16 protein-coding genes are annotated in these 21,064 nt (G+C 61.7%); all 16 read right to left on the reverse strand.

The window, feature by feature from the left end:
* Nucleotides 1–5 precede the first annotated feature (5 nt).
* Nucleotides 6–554, reverse strand: a complete 549-nt coding sequence (locus tag AWM79_RS10445) for an adenine phosphoribosyltransferase (protein ID WP_017131801.1) — start codon at nucleotides 552–554, stop codon at nucleotides 6–8.
* A 58-nt stretch (nucleotides 555–612) separates the two neighbouring features.
* Entirely contained in the window at nucleotides 613–1,347 is a 735-nt protein-coding gene (gene fnr, locus AWM79_RS10450) for a fumarate/nitrate reduction transcriptional regulator Fnr (protein WP_017131802.1), read from the reverse strand.
* A gap of 232 nt (nucleotides 1,348–1,579) precedes the next feature.
* Complete coding sequence (locus AWM79_RS10455) at nucleotides 1,580–2,263, reverse strand: sulfite exporter TauE/SafE family protein (RefSeq protein ID WP_017131803.1); 684 nt, start codon at nucleotides 2,261–2,263, stop codon at nucleotides 1,580–1,582.
* A complete protein-coding gene (ccoS, locus tag AWM79_RS10460) occupies nucleotides 2,256–2,474 on the reverse strand; it encodes a cbb3-type cytochrome oxidase assembly protein CcoS (RefSeq protein ID WP_017131804.1) in 219 nt (72 codons plus the stop codon). The genes AWM79_RS10455 and ccoS overlap by 8 nt, the downstream gene beginning before the upstream one ends.
* 22 nt (nucleotides 2,475–2,496) lie before the next feature.
* Nucleotides 2,497–4,947, reverse strand: a complete 2,451-nt coding sequence (locus AWM79_RS10465; RefSeq protein ID WP_060783969.1) for a heavy metal translocating P-type ATPase — start codon at nucleotides 4,945–4,947, stop codon at nucleotides 2,497–2,499.
* A 52-nt stretch (nucleotides 4,948–4,999) separates the two neighbouring features.
* Nucleotides 5,000–5,539, reverse strand: coding sequence for a FixH family protein (locus tag AWM79_RS10470; protein ID WP_017131806.1), 540 nt, complete (start codon nucleotides 5,537–5,539; stop codon nucleotides 5,000–5,002).
* 11 nt (nucleotides 5,540–5,550) lie between these two features.
* Nucleotides 5,551–6,966 carry a cytochrome c oxidase accessory protein CcoG gene (gene ccoG, locus AWM79_RS10475; RefSeq protein ID WP_017131807.1) on the reverse strand — a complete coding sequence of 472 codons (1,416 nt, stop codon included), beginning with the start codon at nucleotides 6,964–6,966 and terminating at the stop codon, nucleotides 5,551–5,553.
* 303 nt (nucleotides 6,967–7,269) lie between these two features.
* Nucleotides 7,270–8,244 (reverse strand): cytochrome-c oxidase, cbb3-type subunit III, encoded by a 975-nt coding sequence (ccoP, locus tag AWM79_RS10480; RefSeq protein ID WP_017131808.1) that lies wholly within the window; start codon nucleotides 8,242–8,244, stop codon nucleotides 7,270–7,272.
* Nucleotides 8,241–8,426 carry a CcoQ/FixQ family Cbb3-type cytochrome c oxidase assembly chaperone gene (locus AWM79_RS10485; protein WP_003183474.1) on the reverse strand — a complete coding sequence of 62 codons (186 nt, stop codon included), beginning with the start codon at nucleotides 8,424–8,426 and terminating at the stop codon, nucleotides 8,241–8,243. The genes ccoP (AWM79_RS10480) and AWM79_RS10485 overlap by 4 nt, the downstream gene beginning before the upstream one ends.
* A gap of 5 nt (nucleotides 8,427–8,431) precedes the next feature.
* A complete protein-coding gene (gene ccoO, locus AWM79_RS10490; RefSeq protein ID WP_017131810.1) occupies nucleotides 8,432–9,040 on the reverse strand; it encodes a cytochrome-c oxidase, cbb3-type subunit II in 609 nt (202 codons plus the stop codon).
* The gene (ccoN, locus tag AWM79_RS10495) at nucleotides 9,040–10,482 is read right to left on the reverse strand and encodes a cytochrome-c oxidase, cbb3-type subunit I (RefSeq protein WP_017131811.1); all 1,443 of its coding nucleotides are present in this window, start codon (nucleotides 10,480–10,482) and stop codon (nucleotides 9,040–9,042) included. The genes ccoO (AWM79_RS10490) and ccoN (AWM79_RS10495) overlap by 1 nt, the downstream gene beginning before the upstream one ends.
* A gap of 334 nt (nucleotides 10,483–10,816) precedes the next feature.
* The gene (gene ccoP, locus AWM79_RS10500; RefSeq protein WP_060782773.1) at nucleotides 10,817–11,755 is read right to left on the reverse strand and encodes a cytochrome-c oxidase, cbb3-type subunit III; all 939 of its coding nucleotides are present in this window, start codon (nucleotides 11,753–11,755) and stop codon (nucleotides 10,817–10,819) included.
* Nucleotides 11,752–11,946 (reverse strand): cbb3-type cytochrome oxidase subunit 3, encoded by a 195-nt coding sequence (locus AWM79_RS10505; RefSeq protein ID WP_279615812.1) that lies wholly within the window; start codon nucleotides 11,944–11,946, stop codon nucleotides 11,752–11,754. Before AWM79_RS10505 ends, ccoP (AWM79_RS10500) begins: the two co-directional genes overlap by 4 nt.
* Before the next feature lie 3 nt (nucleotides 11,947–11,949).
* Nucleotides 11,950–12,558 (reverse strand): cytochrome-c oxidase, cbb3-type subunit II, encoded by a 609-nt coding sequence (gene ccoO / locus AWM79_RS10510; protein ID WP_017131814.1) that lies wholly within the window; start codon nucleotides 12,556–12,558, stop codon nucleotides 11,950–11,952.
* Between the two features lie 10 nt (nucleotides 12,559–12,568).
* Entirely contained in the window at nucleotides 12,569–13,990 is a 1,422-nt protein-coding gene (gene ccoN, locus AWM79_RS10515; RefSeq protein ID WP_060782774.1) for a cytochrome-c oxidase, cbb3-type subunit I, read from the reverse strand.
* A gap of 348 nt (nucleotides 13,991–14,338) precedes the next feature.
* Nucleotides 14,339–21,025, reverse strand: coding sequence for a hypothetical protein (locus tag AWM79_RS10520; protein ID WP_060782775.1), 6,687 nt, complete (start codon nucleotides 21,023–21,025; stop codon nucleotides 14,339–14,341).
* Nucleotides 21,026–21,064: the final 39 nt, after the last annotated feature.

Genomic DNA, 21,064 nt, shown 5'->3' on the forward strand with positions numbered 1-21,064 from the left:
GAGGGTCACGTTTCCGACAGAGAGAACTGGGTCAGGCAGTAGCTCGGGATACCCATGTCGTTCAGGCGCTGGGAGCCGCCGAGTTCCGGCAAGTCGATGATGGCAGCCGCTTCGAGGACCTTGGCGCCCATGCGCCGTACCAGGTTGGCGGCGGCGCTCAGCGTGCCGCCGGTAGCGATCAGGTCATCGAAGATCAGTACCGAGTCGCCTTCGCACAGGCTGTCGGCATGGACTTGGAGGAAGGCCTCGCCGTATTCGGTCTGATAACCCTCGGACAGCACATCCCCCGGCAACTTGCCCTGTTTGCGAAACAGGATCAGCGGCTTGTTCAACTGGTAGGCGATAATCGAGCCGATCAGGAAACCACGGGCATCCATCGCACCGATATGACTGAAGTCGGTTTCGACATACCGGTGGATAAAGGTATCGGCCACCACTCGGATTGCCTGGGGCGACTGAAACAGCGGGGTAATGTCGCGAAAGATCACTCCCGGTTTCGGAAAGTCGATAACCGGGCGGATCAAGGATTTGATGTCGAAGCTGTCAAAGGCCATCGTCGCGGTGTCCTGGAAGGCTGTAAGCGCCCCAGTATACCCGCGACGTGTGTCTGGATCAGCCTTCGAGCGAACCGCCGGCAAGCGCGCAGAGTTGGATCGGGTCGAGGAGCTGCACTTCCTTGCCTTCGGCGACGATCAGTTCGTTGACCTGGAAACGGGTGAACACTCGGGATACGGTTTCCACCGCCAGCCCCAGGTAGTTGCCGATCTCGTGGCGCGACATGCTCAAGCGGAACTGCCGGGCGGAGAATCCGCGGGCGCGAAAACGTGCGGAAAGGTTGACCAGGAAGGTAGCGATCCGCTCGTCAGCGGTCTTTTTCGACAGCAACAGCATCATTTGCTGGTCGTCGCGGATTTCTCGGCTCATCACTCGCATCAACTGACGGCGCAATGGCGGCAGTTGCAGGGCCAGTTCGTCCAGGCGCTCAAAGGGAATCTCGCAGACCGAGGTGGTCTCCAGGGCCCGGGCCGATACGGGGTGGGTCTCGGTATCCATGCCGGACAAGCCGACCAGTTCGCTGGGCAAGTGAAAGCCGGTGATCTGTTCTTCGCCACCGTCGCTCAGGCTGAAAGTCTTCAAGGCCCCCGAACGTACAGCATAAACGGAGCTGAAGGTGTCGCCTTGATGAAACAGGAACTCGCCTTTTTTCAGCGGACGCCCACGTTTGACGATTTCGTCCAGCGCATCCATGTCTTCCAGATTCAGTGAAAGTGGCAGACAGAGAGGAGCCAGGCTGCAATCCTTGCAATGAGCCTGGCTGTGGGAGCGCAGTTTCACGGGCTCAGACATTTCTCAAATCCTTGTAGGGTGACACGCATAAACTGTAAGGGTACCTCAGTGGGAGTTCTTGAGGCCAGCGTGTGCCGGGATGGTACAGCGGTCCGCAGTCATCTGAGTTTTAGATGATTTGGGGGGAAAGCCGCCGGCGACGCTGCTGTCCCAGGTAGGCATCGAACACCCTGCACCCCGACCGGGCCGACAGGACGATGCAGCGTTCCGAGGACCTCGCTCGTCACAAGGATCAGTGCCCCATCAACCAGTGTTGATGAGGGCCGGGTAGGGTCCACAAGCCGAACAACATAACCAGCAACCCACCGCCCAGGCGCACGCTGCGCTTGCGCAGGATCGCTGTGACCCGTTCCGCCGCCAGCCCGGTGGCTAGCAGGATCGGCCAGGTCCCGAGGCCGAAGGCCAGCATCAGCAGCGCGCTGTCGACAGCATTGCCCTGGCTCGCTGCCCATAGCAGTGTGCTGTAGACCAGGCCACAGGGCAGCCAACCCCACAATGCCCCGAGCAGCAAGGCTCGGGGCAGGCTAGACACTGGCAACAGGCGGCTGGCGACGGGCTGGATATGTCGCCACAGGCCGCGCCCGAGGCTTTCCACGCGGATCAGGCCGTTCCACCAACCGGCCAGGTACAGGCCCATGACGATCAGCAACAAGCCGGCCAGCACCCGCAACAGCATTGCCGCCGGACTGTTGGCCGCTGCCCAACCGAGGAGGCCGATCAACAGGCCGGCGGCGGTGTAGCTGAGAATCCGCCCTAGATTGTAAGCCAGTAGCAGGCGCAGGCGTCGGGCTCGCTGTTGCTGGGGAATCGCCAGAGTCAGGGCACCCATCAGGCCGCCGCACATGCCCAGGCAATGACCGCCGCCGAGCAAGCCGAGAATCACCGCCGAGACCAACAGGGGCGCCAGTTCAAGCATGGGGAGGGGCCTGCTGGTCGTGGTCGCGGGGAGTCCCGTTGGCCTCCTCGATGGCGGCCTGGTGGTTAGGGTCCTGGTCGTCGAACAGGATACTGTGGGCCGGACCGTCGAGATCGTCGTATTGGCCGCTGTCCACCGCCCAGAAGAAGATGTAGACGGCGATGGCGACGATCAGCAGTGCCGCTGGGATCATCACGTAAAGAGCTGGCATCTTTGCTCCAGGCCCGCACGGCTCAGGCCGGCAGCGGGCGGGTATCGGGTAGGACCTGGTTGACCGGCGGGCTCGGTTGGCGAGTCAAGCGCAGGGCATTCAACACCACCGTCAACGAACTGATGGACATACCGACCGCGGCCCACACCGGAGTGATCCAGCCGAGGGCGGCGAACGGCAACATGAGACCATTGTACAGCGCCGCCCAGATCAGGTTCTCGATGATTACCCGACTGGTGCGGCGGGCCAGACCGAAGGCCTGCGCCAGGGCATCCAGGCGATTGCACAGCAGTACCGCGTCGGCATTGGTTTTCGCCAGGTCCGTGGCCGAGCCCATGGCAACGCTGATATCGGCGGCGGCCAGGACCGGCACATCGTTGACGCCGTCGCCAAGCATCAACACCTTGTGCCCTTGTTGTTGCAGTTGTTTCAGGACTTGCAGCTTGTCCTCTGGACGCAGTCCGCCACGGGCCTCGTCGATACCCAACTCCGTGGCGATACTGGCGACCATCGGCGAGCTGTCACCGGACAGCAGCAGGGTCCGCCAGCCGCGCGCGCGACAGGCCGCGAGCAAGTCCGGTGCATCGCTGCGCAGTCGGTCGTCGAGAACCAACCAGGCGAGGGCGCCGTGGCTGTCGCCCAACAGCAGCCATTGCCCGCTGGCCTGCGGCGGCGCGGGGATCGCGCAACCGCTGAGCTCACAGACGAAAGCCGCCTGGCCGATACGTAGCTGCTGTTCGCCGACGCGGCCCGCCAAGCCACGTCCGGGTGTGCTCAGGACATCTTCGGCGATTTGCGGGGTGCGACCGAAAGCTTTGGCAATCGGGTGTTCGGAACGGCTTTCCAGGGCGGCGGCTAGAGCCAGGCAGTACTCGCTGTCCAACTCGCGCAATGGCTGGATGGTGCGCAAGGTCAGGCGGCCCTCGGTCAGGGTGCCGGTCTTGTCGAAAATCACCGTGTCGATCTGATTCAGACCTTCGAGGACATGGCCGCGAGTCAGCAGCAGGCCGAGCTTGTGCAGTGTGCCGGTGGCGGCGGTCAGCGCTGTCGGAGTGGCCAGCGATAGCGCACATGGGCAGGTTGCCACCAGCATCGCCAGAACGATCCAGAACGCCCGCTCCGGGTCGAGCTGCCACCAGAGCAGGCCGATGGCCGCTGCTGCGATCAGCGACAGCAGCAGGAACCATTGCGAGGCGCGGTCGGCGATCTTTGCCAGGCGTGGTTTTTCGCTTTGGGCGCGCTCCAGCAGGCGAACGATTGCGGACAGGCGGGTGTCCTGGCCGAGGGCCAGGACCTCGACCGTCAGTGCTCCCTCGACGTTCAACGTGCCGGCGGTGACCGCGTCCCCCGGAGCATGCGGTTGCGGCAGGTATTCACCGGTCAGCAGCGATTCATCGATACTCGACTGGCCGTCGAGAATCCTGCCGTCCGCCGGCAATACGGCGCCGGGATGCACCAACACGCGGTCGCCCTGGCGCAGTTCGCTGAGCAGGATTCGTTCGCTCTGGCCGTCCGCGAGCAGGCGCAGGCAGGAAGCCGGCAGCAGATTGACCAGTTGCGCGGTGGCCGCCGCCGTGCGCTCGCGGGCGCGACGCTCAAGGTAACGACCGGTGAGCAGAAACAGGGCGAACATGCCCACGGCATCGAAATACAGCTCGCCGACGCCGCTGATCGCGGTCCAGATCCCGGCGCAATAAGCGCTGCCGATCGCCAGCGAGACCGAGACGTCCATGGTCAGGTGCCGGGTGCGCAGGTCGCGCAGAGCGCCACGAAAGAACGGCGCGCAGCTGTAGAAGACAATCGGGGTGGTGAGGAACAGTGCGACCCAACGCAGGATGGTGTGCAGCTCGGGGCTCAGGTCGATATTGAATTCCGGCCAGGTGGCCATGGTCGCCATCATTGCCTGGAACCACAGCAAGCCGGCCAGGCCTAGCTGGCGCAAGGACTTGCGGTTTTCGCTGGCCAATTGTTCGCTGGCGCGGTCGGGCTGGTAAGGGTGGGCGGCGTAGCCGATCTGGCGTAGCTCGACGAGCAATGTACTCAGGGCCAGTTGGCTGTCGATCCAGCGCACCTGCAACCGATGATTGGACAGGTTCAGGCGCGCCTCGGCCACGGCCGGCAGGTTGCGCAGGTGTTTTTCGATCAGCCAGCCGCAGGCGGCGCAACTGATGCCCTCCATCAGCAAGGTGGCTTCGACAAGCTCGCCATCGTGGTGGACAAAGGGTTGCTGCACATCGGCGCGGTCGTATAGCGCCAGTTCGTCCGGCAGTTGCACCGGCAGCACGGCGGGGTTGGCGCAGGGTTCGCTGCGGTGGCTGTAGTAATGCGCCAGACCGCCGGCGACGATAGCTTCGGCCACAGCCTGGCAGCCGGGACAGCAGAATTCGCGGGTTTCATCGAGGACGACCGCGGTGAAGCGACTGCCAGCGGGGACCGGCAGGGCGCAGTGGTAGCAGGGTACGGGACGGGTCATAGGGGCCATCGGTCAATCAATTCCGGCAAGCGGACTTCGGTGGCGAGCGAGGTTACTTGGCGAGGTCTTCGGCGCCTTGCAGTGGCTCGTCGCCCAGCAGCAGGTCTTGGTCGTGGCTGACCTGCTCTTCCTCGAACATACGCCAGGTCCTGTCGTCCTGCTTGCCCAGCAGCTCGACGAAACGCCGGCCTTCGACCTTGTCGCTCAACTGGCCGATATAGCGCCCTTGTTCGGTCTCGCTACGGGTCAGGATGATCCGTCGATCCTTCTGCGGCTGGGTCGGCGAGATCAGGTTGAGTTGCAGGGTCGCCGGATAGCTGGCGCCGCTCAGGCGCAGGTCGACTTCGCCGGTGACTTCGTCGAGGCGTAGGTTGGCCCGCATCTGCAGGGTCTGGGCCAGCAGCTCACGGTCCAGCGAGCGGTTGATGCCCTTGCCGGCCTCGTAGTAGTTGTCGTTGACCAGGTTGTCCGGGTTCTTCACCGCGATGGTCACCATCGACAGGGTCAGGGTCACCGAGCAGGCCAGGATGGCGATAATGATCCAGGGCCAAAGGTGCTTGTACCAGGGGCTGGTGGCGGTGGCGACGGACATCGTGGATTCCCTTAGCGAATTTGTGGACCGATGAATCGGCTCTTGGCTTCAATGTGGACGCTGTCGTCATCGGCATCGCGGAGAATGAATTTCACCTCATTGGTACTCGACGGCAGTTGTTCGGGGGCGCTGGACAGTTCGACCGGCATGCTGAAAATCTCGCCGGCGGGTACCTTGATCTCACGCCGGCCTTGCAGCTTCAGGTCCGGCAGGCCACTGGCGTCGAGGACGTAAGTGTGGTCGCGTTGGTCCTTGTTCATGATCTTCAGGCTGTAGACGTTTTCGATCCGCCCCTCGGCATTTTCGCGATAGAGCACACGGTCCTTGCTGACGTCGAAACCCACCAGCGAGCGCATGAAGAAGGCACTCACCAGTAGGCTGATCATTGCCAGCAGAACCACTGCATAACCGATCAGGCGTGGCCGCAAATGCTGGGTCTTCTGCCCGGAGAGGTTGTGTTCGGTGGTGTAGCTGATCAGGCCGCGTGGGTATTCCATCTTGTCCATGACGCTGTCGCAGGCGTCGATGCAGGCGGCGCAGCCGATGCATTCGACCTGCAGGCCGTCGCGGATGTCGATGCCGGTGGGGCAGACCTGTACGCACATTGTGCAATCGATGCAGTCGCCCAGGCCCTGAGCCTGATAGTCGATACCTTTCTTGCGTGGGCCACGATCTTCGCCACGGCGTGGGTCGTAGGAGACGATCAGCGTGTCCTTGTCGAACATTACGCTCTGGAAGCGTGCGTAAGGGCACATGTAGATGCACACCTGCTCGCGCAGCCAACCGGCATTACCGTAGGTGGCGAGGGTGAAGAAAGCGACCCAGAAATACGACCAGCCATCGGCCTGGCCGGTGAAGAAGTCGATAATCAGTTCACGGATCGGCGAGAAGTAACCGACAAAGGTCATGCCGGTGACGAAGCCGATCAACAACCAGAGGCTGTGTTTGGCGAACTTGCGCAGGAATTTGTTGGCGCTCATGGGCGCCTTGTCGATCTTGATGCGCTGGTTGCGGTCGCCTTCGGTGATCTTTTCGCACCACATGAAGATCCAGGTCCAGACGCTTTGCGGGCAGGTGTAGCCGCACCAGACGCGCCCGGCGTAGACGGTGATGAAGAACAGGCCGAAGGCGGCGATGATCAGCATGCCGGAGAGCAGGATGAAGTCCTGGGGCCAGAAGGTTGCACCGAAGATGAAGAACTTGCGCTCGGGCAGGTTCCACCAGACCGCCTGGTGGCCACCCCAGTCCAGCCATACGGTCCCGAAATACAGCAGGAACAGCGCGGCACCGCCGGCTATCCGCAGGTTGCGGAACAGGCCAGTGAAGGCACGGGTGTAGATTTTTTCGCGTGAAGCGTAGAGATCGACGGTGTTGTTCGAGTGCTGTGCAGGCGGAGTAACGTCGTGTACCGGAATTTGCTTGCTCATCATTGCATCCCACGGTAGGGGGAAAAGCCTCGGTCAGTACATGCCGACCGCGATCAGAAAGGGTAGTGCAGTGGCGTAATGATACGCCTGTCACTCTGGCTCAAGGGTGCGACCTTTGGTCGCGTTGAGGGAGCGATCCGAATAGTGCAGCAAATGTAACAAAACATGATGCAGGTCAATTGACTATAGATGAAATCGCCTGGCCTAGCATGCGGATTACCCACGTGATAGAGCGCTTGCGGATAAAAAAGGCCCCGCCAGTCTGCACCGACGGGGTCATGGGTGGAGCGGCGAGCCGGGAGTTTATTCCGCGGGCTTGTTGTCGCCATGGGACAGGCTGTAGACATAGGCGGCCAGCAGGTGGACCTTGTCGTTGCCCTGGGTCTGTTCCTGGGCAGGCATCTGGCCCTGGCGACCGTGACGAATGGTCTGCTGCAGTTGCGCGAAGCTCGAGCCGTAGATGAACGCACCAGGGTGCGTCAGGTTGGGTGCGCCCATGGCTGGGGTGCCCTTGCCCTCCGGACCATGGCAGGCCACGCAGTTGGCGGCGAAGAGCTTTTGCCCGTTGGCCGGGTCGGCCTTGGCGCCTTCCGGCAGCTTGCGACCGTCGAGATTGGTCAGCACGAAGGCGGCCACATCGGCCACGCCCTGTTCGCCAATTACCTCGGCCCAGGCCGGCATGACCGCATGGCGACCGCCCATGATGGTGGTCTTGATGGTTTGCGGGTCACCGCCCCAGCGCCAGTCGTTGTCGGTCAGGTTGGGGAAGCCATAGGCGCCCTTGGCGTCGGAGCCATGGCATACCGAGCAGTTGGACGCGAACAGGCGACCGCCCATTTTCAGGGCTAGCGGGTCCTTGGCGACTTCTTCGATCGGCATGGCGGCGTACTTGGCGAAGATCGGCCCGAACCGCGCATCCGAGCGGGCCATTTCCTTCTCCCATTCATGTACGCCGGTCCAGCCGGTCTGGCCGTCGGCGAAGGGGACCTGCTGGTCGTTGTCCAGATAGCCATAACCCGGCAACAGGCCTTTCCAGTTGCCCAGGCCCGGGTACAGCGCCAGGTAGCCGAGGGCGAAGATGATGGTGCCAACGAACAGCATGAACCACCACTTCGGCAACGGGTTGTCGTATTCCTCGATCCCGTCATAGGAGTGGCCGACTGTCTCGTCGGTCTGCTCGGCGCGCTGGCCCTTGCGGGTCGACAGCAGCAGCCAGGTCAGGGCGAAGATGGTACCCAGACTGAGGACTGTGACGTACAGACTCCAGAACGTAGTCATTCTTTGTTACTCCTAGAAGCTTGCTCGACGTGCTTGATGGCTTCGGGGTCATCCGCGAAAGGCAGCAAAGTCGCGTCGTCAAACTCCGACTTGCGCTTGGGGCTGAACACCCACAACGCCAGGCCGATAAAGGCCACCATCACCACGACGGTGCCCAGGCCACGAATCATCCCGATATCCATCCAGATCACCGTTTGCTTTTAATGATGGTGCCCAGGCCCTGCAAGTAGGCCACCAGCGCGTCCATTTCGGTCTTGCCCTTCACGGCGTCTCTCGCCCCGGCGATGTCTTCGTCGGTGTAAGGCACGCCCAGGGTGCGCAGGACTTCCATTTTTTTTGCGGTGTCCTTGCCGTCGAGTTTGTTTTCCACGAGGAACGGGTACGCCGGCATTTTCGACTCGGGCACCACGTTGCGTGGGTTGTACAGGTGCGCACGGTGCCAGTCGTCGGAGTAACGACCGCCAACGCGGGCGAGGTCTGGACCGGTGCGCTTGGAGCCCCACAGGAACGGGTGGTCCCAGACGCTTTCACCGGCAACCGAATAATGTCCGTAGCGTTCGGTTTCAGCGCGGAAGGGGCGGATCATCTGCGAGTGGCAGCCGACACACCCGTTGGCGATGTAGAGGTCACGGCCTTCCAGTTCCAGGGCCGAGCGAGGCTTCATGCCTTCGACCGGCTTGTTGGTGACGTCCTGGAAGAACAAAGGGACGATCTGGGTCAGGCCGCCGATGCTGACAGCGATGACCATGAAGAAGGTTAGCAGGCCGATGTTTTTCTCGACGACTTCGTGCTTCATCAGTGAGCTCCAACGACAGCGATCTGAGCGGCGGCTTCAGCTTCAGCCGGATTCGAGGCACGAACGGTGCGGTACACGTTATAGGCCATGAACAGCATCCCACTGGCGAAGAACGCACCGCCCAGGGCACGCACGATGTAGCCGGGGTGGCTGGCGACCAGGGCTTCGACGAACGAGTAGGTCAGGGTGCCGTCCTCGTTGATGGCTCGCCACATCAGGCCTTGGGTGATGCCATTGACCCACATCGAGGCGATGTAGAGTACGGTGCCGATGGTCGCGAGCCAGAAGTGGGTGTTGATCAAGCTGACACTGTGCATCTGCGCGCGACCGAACAGCTTGGGAATCATATGGTAGATCGCGCCGATGGAGATCATCGCTACCCAGCCGAGGGCGCCGGCGTGAACGTGGCCGATGGTCCAGTCGGTGTAGTGGGAGAGCGAGTTGACGGTCTTGATCGCCATCATCGGACCTTCGAAGGTCGACATGCCGTAGAACGCCAGCGACACCACCAGAAAGCGCAGGATCGGGTCGGTGCGCAGCTTATGCCAGGCGCCCGAAAGGGTCATCATGCCGTTGATCATGCCGCCCCAACTCGGTGCCAGGAGGATGATCGACATCGCCATGCCCAGCGACTGCGCCCAATCCGGCAGGGCGGTGTAGTGCAGGTGATGGGGACCGGCCCAGATGTACAGGGTGATCAGTGCCCAGAAGTGGACGATGGACAGGCGATAGGAGTAGATCGGGCGCTCGGCCTGTTTCGGTACGAAGTAGTACATCATCCCGAGGAACCCGGTGGTCAGGAAGAAACCCACCGCGTTGTGCCCATACCACCATTGGATCATCGCATCCGTCGCCCCGGCGTAGACCGAATAGGACTTGAAGAAGCTCACCGGCAGGGACGCGTGGTTGACGATGTGCAACATGGCGGTGACGACAATGAACGCACCATAGAACCAGTTGCCGACATAGATATGCTTGGTCTTGCGCTTGACGATAGTGCCGAAGAACACCAGCGCGTAGGCCACCCAGACGATCGCCAGGAGGATCGCCAACGGCCATTCCAGTTCGGCGTATTCCTTGGTGGTGGTGTAACCCAATGGCAGGGTCACGATGGCGCCGATGATCACTGCCTGCCAGCCCCAGAAGTGGAAGGCCGCCAGGCTATCGGAGATCAATCGCACCTGGCAGGTACGTTGCACCACATAGTAGGAGGTGGCAAACAATGCACAACCAGCGAAGGCGAAGATCACCAGGCTGGTGTGCAACGGGCGCAGGCGTCCAAAACTCGTCCACGGCAGACCGAAATTCAGCTCCGGCCAGACCAGTTGAGAAGCGATGAATACGCCGAGCCCCATGCCAAGGATCCCCCAGACCACCGTCATGATGGCGAACTGGCGGACTACCTTATAGTTATAAGCAGTCGGACTGATTGCTGTGCTCATTCTAAGGTTCCACGGTTTGGGTATAGTTATTAGGGGTAAAAATCGGTCGCAAGTATGGATAAAGTGTAGGGTCATTGCAACGCGCCATGACCCGGGTCACTACGTTACGACGCTGATTCTACGGCCTTTCCATACTCGGTGTAAGGTCAAAGCCCGTCCTCGAAAATACCGCGATTGACCGGCGGGCGAGGGGTTAGGGATTGATCGGGGTTTGCAAAGCTTAGTACCGATTCCCGAGAGTGGGTAGGCGGACTAAAAGACAGGTGCGACACTTGGTCGCGTGCAGGCGGGAAGTTGCCGTATCTTCGTCGATGCGGCGGGAAACATCTGGTATTTATTGAGTTTTATCTTCTCCTTGACGGTCGTGCGAGAGGCTGAATACGTAAGCTGCCAGCAGTTGCACCTTGTCGTTGCCGAGCAGTTCGCTCTGGGCCGGCATATGACCCTGGCGCCCGTGGCGGATGGTCTGCTGCAACTGTGCCAGACTGTTGCCATAGATAAAGCCGGCGGGTTGGGTCAGGTCCGGGGCTCCCATGATCGGATTGCCCTGGCCAGTGGCACCATGACAGACGATGCAACTGGTGTTGAACGATTGTCGGCCAGCTTCCAGGTCTGCCGTGGAGTCCTGCGACAGCGGTAGTTGGGCCAGGTCATGACGGACATAGGCTGCGACGTTTTTCACGTCGTTTTCACCGAGGATTTCGCCCCATGCCGGCATGGCCGCGATTCGCCCGCCCATGAGGGTGGTCTTGATTGCGTCGGTACTGCCACCCCAGCGCCAGAGGTTGTCGGTCAGGTTCGGGAAACCGTAAGCACCCTTGGCGTCTGAGCCATGGCAGACCGCGCAGTTGGAAGCGAACAGGCGACCGCCGATTTTCAGTGCCTGTGGATCCTTGGCCGCCTTTTCCACAGGCATGGCGGCGAATTTGGCGAAGGTCGGCCCAAATTTGGCATCGGCCTTGTCCATCTCCTTTTCCCATTCGTGTGCGCCGGTCCAGCCGTTTTCGTAGCCGGGCAGGACGCCTTTCCAGTTGCCCAGGCCAGGATAGAGAATCAGGTAGCCCACGGCGAACACCAGGGTTGCGACGAACAGCATGAACCACCACAGCGGTAGCGGGTTGTCGTACTCTTCGATACCGTCGAAGCTATGGCCCATGGTCTGGTCGACGCCGCCCTTGGTTTCACCTTGGCGGGTGCCGAGCAACAACCAGGTCAGGCCGATCAGGCTGCCGATGGTCAGTACGCAGATGTACGTACTCCAGAAGATGGTCATGGCCGATTGCTCCTTGTTGCAGGGTCTTGTTCAGGTGTTTCGGGCGAGGGCTCGTCGGCGAACGGCAGCATGCGCGCCTGGGCGAACTCTGGGTTGCGCTTGGCGCTGAACACCCAGATCGCAAGCCCGGCAAAGGCAGTCATCACCAGCAGCGTGCCGAGGCCGCGGATCATTCCACTACTTATCTCCATGGCTCACCTCTTGTTCTTGATCGCAGTGCCGAGCACTTGCAGGTAGGCGACCAGTGCGTCCATCTCGGTCTTGCCCTTGAGGCTGGCGACCGCACCGCCGATGTCGTCGTCGGTATAGGGCACGCCCAGCGTGCGCATGGCCCGCAGCTTGGTTTCGGTGTGGCTGCTATCAAGGGCATTAGCGACCAACCAGGGGTAGGCCGGCATCTTCGACTCCGGTACCACGTTGCGCGGGTTGTACAGGTGCGCACGGTGCCAGTCTTCCGAGTACCGGCCGCCAACCCGCGCCAGGTCCGGCCCGGTGCGTTTGGAGCCCCAGAGGAACGGGTGGTCCCAGACGCTTTCGCCGGCCACCGAGTAATGCCCGTAGCGTTCGGTCTCGGCGCGGAACGGCCGAATCATCTGCGAGTGGCAACCGACGCAGCCTTCCCGAATGTAGATATCGCGACCTTCCAGTTGCAATGCGGTGTAGGGCTTCATGCCTTCCACCGGCTTGTTGGTGACGTCCTGGAAGAACAGCGGGACGATCTGGGTCAGGCCGCCGATGCTGACGGCGAAGACCATCAGCAGCATCAACAGGCCGACGTTTTTTTCAAGCACTTCGTGTTTCATGGCGAACTCCTCAGGCCATCTGCGCGGCGGTGACGGTGGCAGGTTCGGCACTGCCCACGGTGCGCCAGGTGTTGTAGGCCATCAGCAGCATGCCGCAGAGGAAGATCGCACCGCCGACCAGCCGTACGACGAAGCCGGGATGGCTGGCCACCAGGGTTTCGACGAAGGAGTAGGTCAGCGTGCCGTCCTCGTTGACCGCGCGCCACATCAGACCCTGGGCGATGCCGTTAACCCACATCGAGGCGATGTAGAGCACGGTGCCGATGGTCGCGAGCCAGAAGTGCGCGTTGATCAGGCCGATACTGTGCATTTGTGTGCGGCCGAAGACTTTCGGGATCATGTGGTACAGCGCGCCGATGGAGATCATCGCTACCCAACCGAGGGCGCCGGCATGCACATGGCCGATGGTCCAGTCGGTGTAGTGGGAGAGGGCGTTGACGGTCTTGATTGCCATCATCGGGCCTTCGAAGGTCGACATGCCATAGAACGCCAGGGATACCACCAGGAAACGCAGGATTGGGTCGCTGCGCAACTTATGCCAGGCGCCCGAGAGGGTCATCATGCCGTTGATCATGCCGCCCCAGCTGGGTGCCAGGAGGACCAGCGACATCACCATGCCCAGCGACTGCGCCCAGTCTGGCAGGGCGGTGTAGTGCAGGTGGTGGGGACCTGCCCAGATGTACACGGTGATCAGCGCCCAGAAGTGGACGATGGACAGGCGATAGGAATACACCGGGCGTTGGGCCTGTTTCGGCACGAAGTAGTACATCATCCCGAGGAACCCGGCGGTCAGGAAGAAGCCCACCGCGTTGTGCCCGTACCACCATTGGACCATGGCGTCGGTGGCCCCGGCATAGACCGAGTAGGACTTGGTCAGGCTGATCGGGATTTCCAGGTTGTTGACGATATGCAGAATCGCCACGGTGATGATGAACGCACCGAAGAACCAGTTGCCCACGTAGATGTGTCGAGTGGTGCGCTTGATCACGGTGCCGAAAAACACGTAGGCGTAGGCCACCCAGACGATGGTGATCAGGATATCTATCGGCCATTCCAGCTCGGCGTATTCCTTGGAGCTGGTATAGCCCAGCGGTAGACTAATGGCCGCCAGGAGAATGACCAACTGCCAGCCCCAGAAAGTGAACGCTGCAACCTTCGGTGAAAACAGCTGGGTCTGGCAGGTGCGTTGCACCGAGTAATAGGAGCTGGCGAACAGCGCGCAGCCGCCGAAGGCGAAGATCACCGCGTTGGTATGCAGTGGGCGCAGACGGCCGAAGCTGGTCCATGGCAGGTCGAAGTTGAGTTCGGGCCAGACCAATTGGGCCGCGAGGAAGACCCCGAGCCCCATCCCGACGATGCCCCACACCACCGTCATAATGGCGAATTGGCGGACCACCTTGTAGTTGTAGGCAGTACTGATTGAAGTGTTCATGGTTCCCCGTCCACGGTTCAGACCCGGCCGACACTGTTGCATTCGCGGGGTCTGGAGTTATAGGCAGATTAGTGACCTGTACGGTGAGTTCGTTAGCTCAAGCTCGAATGCCAGAAGTTCATGGCCCAGGCGCCGCGACCAGTCATAGCCGGCTATGGCGAGGAACAGCTACGCAGGTCATGGGCCGTGGCGCCGAAATTGACTAACAGAACTAGCCACATAAGCCACTAGAAGCCAGCCAAGCATGGACAAATAGCCAGCGGGTGGTATTGACGGGAGTCAATGGGGTGGGAGTTGCCGGTGGTCAAGGGCCACCGGCGGGTTGATCAAGGACGACTGTCTTGCTCCTTACTTGCAGTTGGCGAGTCGCACGGGGCCGATCCCGAGGCCACTGGCCTCATAGATCAGGCCCAGGCCAGGGGTGATCTTGATATAAGGGCGCTCCGGCTCAATGACGTTCAACGTCATGTCCAGTACCGCATGCACCAGCCCCAATGGGGTTTTCGTGGTCGATGACCAGGTTTTCTGCTTCAGTGGCGATTGCAGGGGCCAGCGCTTGCCGTATGCCGTGCGGATGTCGATCAACTGTTCCAGCGTTGGTACGCTCAGTCCTTGCGCTTGAGCCTTGCGTAGCGTCTCGGTACTGCCGCCTTCACCCAGGTTGTAGCACTGGATGACACCGCTGACGGTAACTTCATAGCTTTTGCGCTGCCCAGCGCTGTCGTTGACCCGGATAAAGGTTTTGCCATTACCGCGCACGGTGACCCGGCCGTTGCCGTCGACCACGGCGATGTCGGGATTATCGCTACTGTAGTGATAGCCGGGCACGCCGCCGCTGGCGGCGCGCTGCAGGGTTGTGCCGGGACCGAACTCCGGCAACACCCGTGGATGACAGGGAATCAGGTAGATTTTTCCCGGCAGGCTGACGGGGCGCGTATCGAGAACCAGTTCCGGCAAGCGCTTGCGGGCCCTGACCGTTAGCGACAGGCGCGGGAACGTCAGGGCACTCGACTCATCGCTGCTGCCGTCGAAAGCCACCTTGAAGGTGAAAGTCAGGCCGCTCAGATCGCGCAGCTGATCGAGCTGGGTACGTGAGAGCAGGCCCTCGATGACATCCGAAATATTACTGACCAGTTCCGCGTTCCACAGTGTGAAAGCGAAAGGCCGACCGTTGCTCAGGGTGCCGTCGATTCTCAGCCAGATCCGCTGGCCGATCTGGATATGCGGCCATTTCCTCACTTCGATATGGGCGTCGCCGGCAAAGGTGTTGAGGTCCAGCAGAAGGTTGTCCGGCGCCTCGCGAACAAAAGGCGGCTGCAGGTCTTCGTGGGCGATGGGCAGTATGTCCAGCGGCAGGACTTTCGACGGTGCGGCGATACCCCGGCGGGTGACGCTGTAACCGACCTCAACGCGCTTGCCGATATTAGCGCTCACGGCGCTGGCGGGAACGGAGAAATCGACCGTGCCATCGATGCTGCCGGGCTTGGCGTCGATCAGGGGCGTGCCGCTTCCCGGCGTGCCTCGCCAGTAGGCGCGAATGCTGTCGCTGGTTTCCATGGCATAGCTGACCCGGATCGTCGCGCCATCGAGCGCCTGCAACGGGAACAGTACGGTGTCATGGGCCTCCACCACGGTGGGGCGTGGAAGATCCAGGGGCAGGGCGCTGACCGGCAGCAGCAACGGCTGTGACACCAGCGGCTCAGGGGCTTCGGTCTTGACTTCATAACGCACCACGACAGAGCCTCCGGCCAACACACTGACCTTGTCGTCGGGTATGGTGAAGTCGATGTCCTTGCCGATGTCGATGACCGACAGGGTTTGTTGATGAAGGATTTCGGTGCCGGCGGCGGTCGTACCGATCCAGACCAGCGTCACCGTCTGACCCACGGCAATTAATGGGTAGGGCTCCACCCGCGCAATCACCCCGGTGGCCGCCGGGTCGAGCACATTACCGTTGGTTTCGGCCACGGGCACCCGTGGTGGTTTGAGTATCAGCGCCTGACCGATGATTTTCAGCGACCGGCTCTTGGAGCGGCGCAGGGGTTGGTTAGGTTCTTCGACATGATAATAGAAGCGTGCCAGCCCTTGGATGATGAGCGGGAATTGCTCGTTCGGCACCTCGAAGGACACGAAGGGGTCGCTATCGTGGCCGCGCATGAGCGCGCTGTACGCCGGCAGCGCCGCGCCGAGCGCGGTTTCCCGTTCCACCAGCAGGCGCAGGTTCTGTGCGCTGCTCATGCCCTCGTAACGCAACACCAGTGTCTGCACGTTGGCGCCATTGAGCCGGTCCAGGTCCAACTGCATGCCTTGGGCGCGCGGCACCACCGGGGCGGGCAGGGACGGATCGCCAATGCCCACCTCGACCAGCGCCGGACGTGACCATCTCGACCAGTTGTTGACCCCATCGCGTATCTCATAGCGCACGAGGATCGCATCGGAGTTGCCGGCTTCGCGGATAATCTCGGGATCGATCGGCACCACCACGATGTCGCTTGGCGCGGTCAGGGGAGGGTGTTGCACCAGGCGGCCATGCCAGGACACCACGATTGAATCGCCAACGGCCATGTTGGCATAACGCTTGATGACCACACTGACGCCCTCCGGATCCTCGATGATTCCTGGGGGCACCACCTGCGGTAATTCCAGTTTGTCGTTGATGGTCGGTGTCGCCGATTGGGTGTCGGGGTCGCCGGGCACGTCCAGCTTGACCCGCAAACGGGTCTCGGCGGTTTCCGGCGCGCCGCCGGGGAAGGGGGTGAGGACATAGCGTACTGTTACCTCGCCGGTCATGATCCAGCGTGTGTCGACCCGCAGGGTGAGATGGCTGGCGCCGGGCTCACTGCCTTGGGTATGGCTGGCGACGGGGGTGGAATGAGTGCCCCAGTAGAGGTCGATCCGGTCCCTGGGTTTGAGGTTCAGCGGCGCAATCACCACGGGCAGGGGCCGTTGCGGGTCGATCACGTCGGTGGCGCCGACGCCGCCGATATTGAAACTGTTGATCAGTGGCGGTATCAGTTCGCGTGTGGCTCGCGGATGGCGATCGGTGAGCGTCCAGACAGGCGTCCAGGTGGGATCGATCGGGCCGAGGGTGGGCCAGAGGTGACTGGTTTGCAGCACACTCAGCTTGCCAGCGGCGGCGACCGCATTCACCAGGGGCAACTGGGGTGGGGTGAGGCCCTTGATGCGCTCCGGTTCTATCGGCGTGCACAGCTCACGCTGTGCGTTCGAGTCCCTGGGCTCGTACTTGAACAGGGCGCCGTCCTGGCTGGAATAGTAGATGCCATTGAGGAAGAGGTTGTCGGCCAGCAGTGTCTTGGTGACGAAGCAGATATCCTCGACGGCGAAGAAATCGACGGGGGGGCTATCGTCGATCTGATAGCGGGTAGGGGCCAATGGCTTGGCATAGTGAATGCTGTCGAGCGGTGTCTTGCCCAGGGTCAATTCAAGGCGCTGCTGCTCCAGGGCCTGGGTCTTCAGGTCGGCCAGAGTGCGAGTGACCTTGATCGCCTGGCCATCGATGAAAGGCTCCAGGGTGACGTAGCCATCGGGGGCGGAGGTTCGATAGATCGCGTCGACCAGCAGCGCGCCACGACCGCGACCGATCTTGTTGTGGGTGTGCAACGCTGCGTCGTCGGCATGGGCGAACAGCGGGCTGAGGGCATAAGGCTGGGTGCCGGTTGCGGCACTGTCGGAAGGTTTCCAGGTAGCACTCACCGGACCTGTCTGGCGCCACAGGGTGCCGGGGTGGCGCACGCTCAGCTTGCCGCTTGCCGCCACGCGACGAACATAGTCTTGCCCGGACAGTGAGCCGTTCTCCAACTGGCCTTGGGTGTCGATACCGTCGTTATGGAAGACGCTGCCGCGGATCACTTCGTCCGCGTCCGGAACCAACGGTACCTCATAGCTTAGCGAGGCGCCGTCGAGGGTCGACAGATAAAGCCGGGTAGTGGCCTGGTGGCCGGGCACGATGGCCGTTTCACGGGCGGTCTTGATGGCGTGGGCAAAGTCTCGCGCGCTGATGAAATGTGGGTAGACCGCATCGGTCGACGGCGTCCGCTGGCTGCCGGTCGCGACATACAGGCCGTCGATGACATACCCGGGGATCAGGCCGAGGACGCCAATCTGTGGCGGCAGGATGAGCGCCCGATCGAAGTTCGCACTGGTATCGGGGACCGCCTCGGTGGCGACATATTCCTTGGCGGTTTTCCTGAAAATGAAACCGAAGCTGCGCCCGCTTCGCTGGCCAATCTGTGCGAGCCCGTGGCGCACGGCGTCCAGCGGCGTCATGAACACCGGGCTGAATCTGGGCACGGCAGTGGCGATGGAGGTGTTGTCGGTGTCGACCTGCACGCCGGCGGCGGTGTCGCGCAGGGTCAGCACCTTGCCAGGGGTTGTCCAGATCTCGCGACCGTTGACCAGGACCCGTAGCTCGCCGGTTTTTACCAGGTCGCGGGCGAAGGCCAGTACTGCTCCCTTATCCTCGTCCCTGGTGCTTTTGAAGTGCTGCTCCGTCGGATTTTCCATCAGGTTCAGCGGGCTCGTCGATGGGGGCCGTAGCGCGTTGAACAGATCGACTTCATCCGGGGAATGTTTGCTGTTGTAGCGGATCAACGAGCCGTCTTGGCATGAGAAGTAGTGTAATGGAATCGAGCGATCCTTGATTGCCCGGTAGATATCCCAGGTCGGAAACAGGTTCAGGTAGAGCCGGGCTTCGCTCTGCGGTAAGGCAAAATCCAGCATGCCGAGGCGAGAGCTATAGATCCCGGCAATTCTGTGGCCCTCCAGGGGAAAACCGTTGCTGATCGGGAATACATGCGTGTGGTCGAAAATTTCGGTAGGCGAAACCAGCGGTGTGGTGGCAACGAATTGGCCATCCTCGCGCTTGAGGATCACGCCGCCATACACCTTGTCGTAGCGACGGGCGATTTGCGCATGGGCATGGCGGGCGGCGTCGTCCGCCGTGGCAAAGATCGGTCCCAGCGTGCGCCGTCGCAGTTCTTGATAGGCGTGCCATTCGCCCGTCAGGCGAGTGGGCGATCCCCAGAGTTCACTCGGGTGCAATACGCTCAGTTCACCGGTCTCGGCCAGCGAATGAACCAAATCCAACGGGTCGAGTATGCCCTGGACCAGTCGTTCACCGTAGCTGGGAAGATTCGTCGAGCCGGCGAGCAGCGATTGATCGAACGTGGTGTCCAGAGAGACGTACTTCAGTTGCGCGCCATCGCGGGTGCTCAGGTACAAGGGTAAATGTGACGCGGTCGGGGCCGGGCGGTAACCTTCGATCAGTTTGAGCGCGGCCAGCAGCTCGTCGGGCAGAAAGAAGTTCCGGTAAATCCAGACGTCCTTGCATGGTAGGTTTTGCGGATACAGCTCGGCGCTGTAGTAGAGACCGGCCAGGCGAAAACCGGGTAGCCCCGTCAGGGTTCCGTCATTCTCCATACGCGGCAGCGGGTTGGTGGTAAACAACGGTTCGCTGGCGGTGATGGGCTCGCTTGCCACGTAGCGGTTGTGGATGTCGGTGATGATGAAGCCGATCCGCCGCTCCCGGTATTGGCCATTGATACGTTGATTGGCGTGGAGGGCGGCGGCATCCGCGGTGTCGAACACCGGCCCGAAGGCCAGCAACGCTCGGGCCGGTGCTTGGCTGGACGGGTAGGGCTGCCAATCCTCGGGCACTTTGCCCGGCGGGCCCCAATAGTTGTCGCCACGGACGATGTAGAGCCCGCCGGCCCTTGCCAGGGCCTTGATGAAATCGCTCGGCAATAGCCGATCGAGGTCGCCGAGGTCACTTCCAGGGAGTAGGCGCGGGATCAGGGCGTCTTCCTCGGCGGACTCGCTAGGCATGTACTTAATGATGTTCAAGTCGGTCATCAGCACATAGAACGCCTTTATCCCCTGGGGGGGGCGCGGGATGAGAGTGGCGAGCACTTCATCGGGGGTGATGCTTTTGAGTCTGAGGCGGTTCTCCTGCTCGCTGTGCCTCGATGGATTGCCTAAGGCGCTGCCGACCTGTTCCTGGATGGCCGACAAGCTGATGTTGGAGCGGTACACCGCATGCAGCCGGTGCCCTGGCGGAAAGTCGGCAATACCGGTTTCCGTGACGGGATACAGGCTCTCGCTGTCGAATCGGCTGCCGCTGCCGCTGGTGGGCAAGGTGGCGACAAAGCTGCCGTCCTCGCGCTGGAAGATCAGTCCGCCGAGTTCCTTGTCGGTACCGCCCTGGATAATCTGCTGGGCATGGCGCGCGGCGTCGTCCGCCGAGAGGAAGCTTGGGCCTAATTGCGGCAGGGCGGCATCGGCGAATGGTGTCCATTTGATCGCGCTCACCTCGCCCAGGCGGTTCCACAGGCGGCTGGTCTGCAGCACTCGTAGTTGGCCGGCGGCAGCGAGGGTCCGGACCAACTGGCTGGGAGGCAACACGCCACTTGCCAGTTGCTCATCATAGTGCCCGGCCCGGGCCTGCCAATTCGCCCCTTCGGGCAACAGCGCCTGCTCCAGGTCGCTATCGCTAGCCTGATAGGCCAGCAGCGCGCCGTCTGGCGTGCCGTAAAACACTGGTAGCGGCAGAGACTGGGGTATCGCTGGCCGTAAACGACGCGCGTGATGGAGTCCGGCGAATAAGTCGTGGGCACTGAAGAAATTTTCATACAGGCCGCTTTCCCGAGGCGGCAGGAGCTCGTGTTGTGTCTCGGCTTGGCCGTAGAGACCGACGAGGCTAAAGTCCTCGGGCACTTGCAATGCGCCCTGGGCGTCATGTTCGAAGACGACCGTCGGGTCGAAGAGAGACGGTGCCGCGTCTTGCGGTTCCGTGACCTTGAATTCGTCCTTTTGCGCATGTTTCAGAATCAACGACAACTGTCGCCCGGAAGCTTTGACAGCGGCTTGGCCATGGGCATACTGGACAGCTTCGTCCACGCTGGCGAAAGCGCGGCTAAGCGAGGGACGGGTTTTCTCTGGTCCGGGCCTGACCGCGCGCTCGGCTGGCAAGGGGTTGGAAGTAGGTGGTTGGGCGTCGGTGAGGGCATCTTGGGGCATGGCAATACTCATCTTAAAATGACCGCGGGAAGTTTCCCG

Source organism: Pseudomonas agarici (assembly GCF_001543125.1).
In the GTDB taxonomy this organism is placed as follows: domain Bacteria; phylum Pseudomonadota; class Gammaproteobacteria; order Pseudomonadales; family Pseudomonadaceae; genus Aquipseudomonas; species Aquipseudomonas agarici.